The sequence below is a fragment of the Agrobacterium sp. MCAB5 genome, from assembly GCF_052114365.1.
Lineage (GTDB): Bacteria > Pseudomonadota > Alphaproteobacteria > Rhizobiales > Rhizobiaceae > Agrobacterium > Agrobacterium tumefaciens.
Genome location: NZ_JBFREP010000060.1, coordinates 1 through 879 on the forward strand (window position 1 = coordinate 1; position 879 = coordinate 879).

Here is an 879-nt window from a genome sequence, read left to right on the forward strand (position 1 = left end):
ACATTGGAGGGACAAAAAATCGAGATCGATGTTGTCTGTCGCTTCGGCAACGACCTTTTCCTGTTCGAATGCAAGCATCCCGTGCTTTCTTGCAATGTCCACGAGCTCAGGACCTCCTACAAACACATGAACCACGCCGCCTATCAACTCGATCGGCTAATGAACCTTCTTTGCGAGCCTGCGATCGAGAAAGAATTCTACCGGCGACTGGATTGGCCGGTTGGTCCATCGGACACGATCGTCACCTGCATCGTGTCGGGCAATGGGATGTTCTCAGGGCTGCGTGTCGCTGGTCATCCTGTCCGGCGATTGCCGGAGCTCGTAAATATGATCCGAACCGGCGTGATCAGGACGATCAGTGCATCCGTGGAGAATGATGGCGGGCTGCCGACGGTCGCCAAGGAGGAACTGGTGGAGCGTTGCCTCTGGGAAGGGCAATCTCTGACGCCGGCGTTCCTCCGCACGTACCTGGAGGACGACAGGGTGTCATCGATGCTCTTCGATGCCATGTTTGAATACGAGCAGATATTCGCGCTCGATGAGTGGCGGCTGTCGTTCGTCAGCTATGCTCTCGATATTGAAGCGGCGGCTGCGGCAGTCGAGAACCTTCCGGAGGGTGGCTTTCCAAGTGATACGGGCTCAGCCGAACACGCCAACTAGCCCTAAGGCCAATTCCTTGGCCCAAGTGATTACCTTAACAGGTGCCGTAATGAAGGTAGAAACTGAGATCGAGCCTCGAAGCTTGTTGGCTGACGGGTGAGCGCTGGACCAGGAAAAGCTTCCCAGAGCCAGTTCTGCGACACAAATTTCAGAAAGGCGGCCGTGTTCGCGCGTTTCAATTCCACAGCGCCGGGCGCGCCGGGAGAATTGAAGTATGCG

2 protein-coding genes are annotated in these 879 nt (G+C 56.2%); one reads left to right on the forward strand and one right to left on the reverse strand.

The genetic code is table 11. The features are described from left to right. Positions 1 to 660, forward strand: a 660-nt coding sequence (locus tag AB4Z23_RS27280) for a hypothetical protein (protein ID WP_441361156.1), incomplete at its 5' end; no start/stop codon positions are given. Here AB4Z23_RS27280 and AB4Z23_RS27285 read toward each other — a convergent pair. Next, the coding region (locus AB4Z23_RS27285; RefSeq protein ID WP_441361157.1) for a hypothetical protein at positions 640 to 879 on the reverse strand (240 nt) is incomplete at its 5' end. The genes AB4Z23_RS27280 and AB4Z23_RS27285 overlap by 21 nt on opposite strands.